The organism is Pseudonocardia sp. TRM90224 (assembly GCF_021245725.1).
Classification (GTDB): domain Bacteria; phylum Actinomycetota; class Actinomycetes; order Mycobacteriales; family Pseudonocardiaceae; genus Pseudonocardia.
Genome location: NZ_JAJGSX010000108.1, coordinates 1 through 563 on the forward strand (window position 1 = coordinate 1; position 563 = coordinate 563).

General features: G+C 66.8%; 1 protein-coding gene. It reads left to right on the top strand.

Annotated elements, in window-relative coordinates; genetic code table 11:
- Window positions 1-85: 85 nt before the first annotated feature.
- Window positions 86-563 (top strand): HNH endonuclease signature motif containing protein (locus LL648_RS43600; RefSeq protein WP_232668864.1); only part of this gene is annotated, 478 nt, incomplete at its 3' end.

Genomic DNA, 563 nt, shown 5'->3' on the forward strand with positions numbered 1-563 from the left:
CCAGGACGGACCCGAACCCGACGACGGACCGGAGTCCGAGGTCAACGAGCTGTCCATCACCCCGCACCCGGACCGGCCCGGCGGGGTGATCAAGGGACGGTTCGACAACGCAGTCCTGTTCGCCACCATCGCCACCCTCATCGACGCCAAGTCCAAGCCGGCCGGCGCAGATGACCAGCGCAGCAGCAAACAGCGCCAGGCCGAGGCGTTGGCCGACATCTGCGGGTACGTCCTCGACCACGGCGACGTCCCACAGTCCGGCGGACACCGGCCCCATCTCAACGTGCACATCCCCCTGGCCGAGCTGGAGCATCGGGTGCGGACCGCGATTCTCGACTTCGGCGGTGCTATCGCCACTAAGGACTTGCGCCAGCTCGCCTGCAACGCCGCCGTCATCCCGATCGTCATGAACAGCGACAGTCAACCGTTGGACATCGGCCGCTCGACGCGGGTGATTCCTGACGGAATGCGCCGAGCGGTGGCTGCTCGTGACCGCGGATGTGCACGATGTGGCCGCCCGGCGAGTTGGTGCGACATCCACCATGTCGTCGAATGGCAGAATG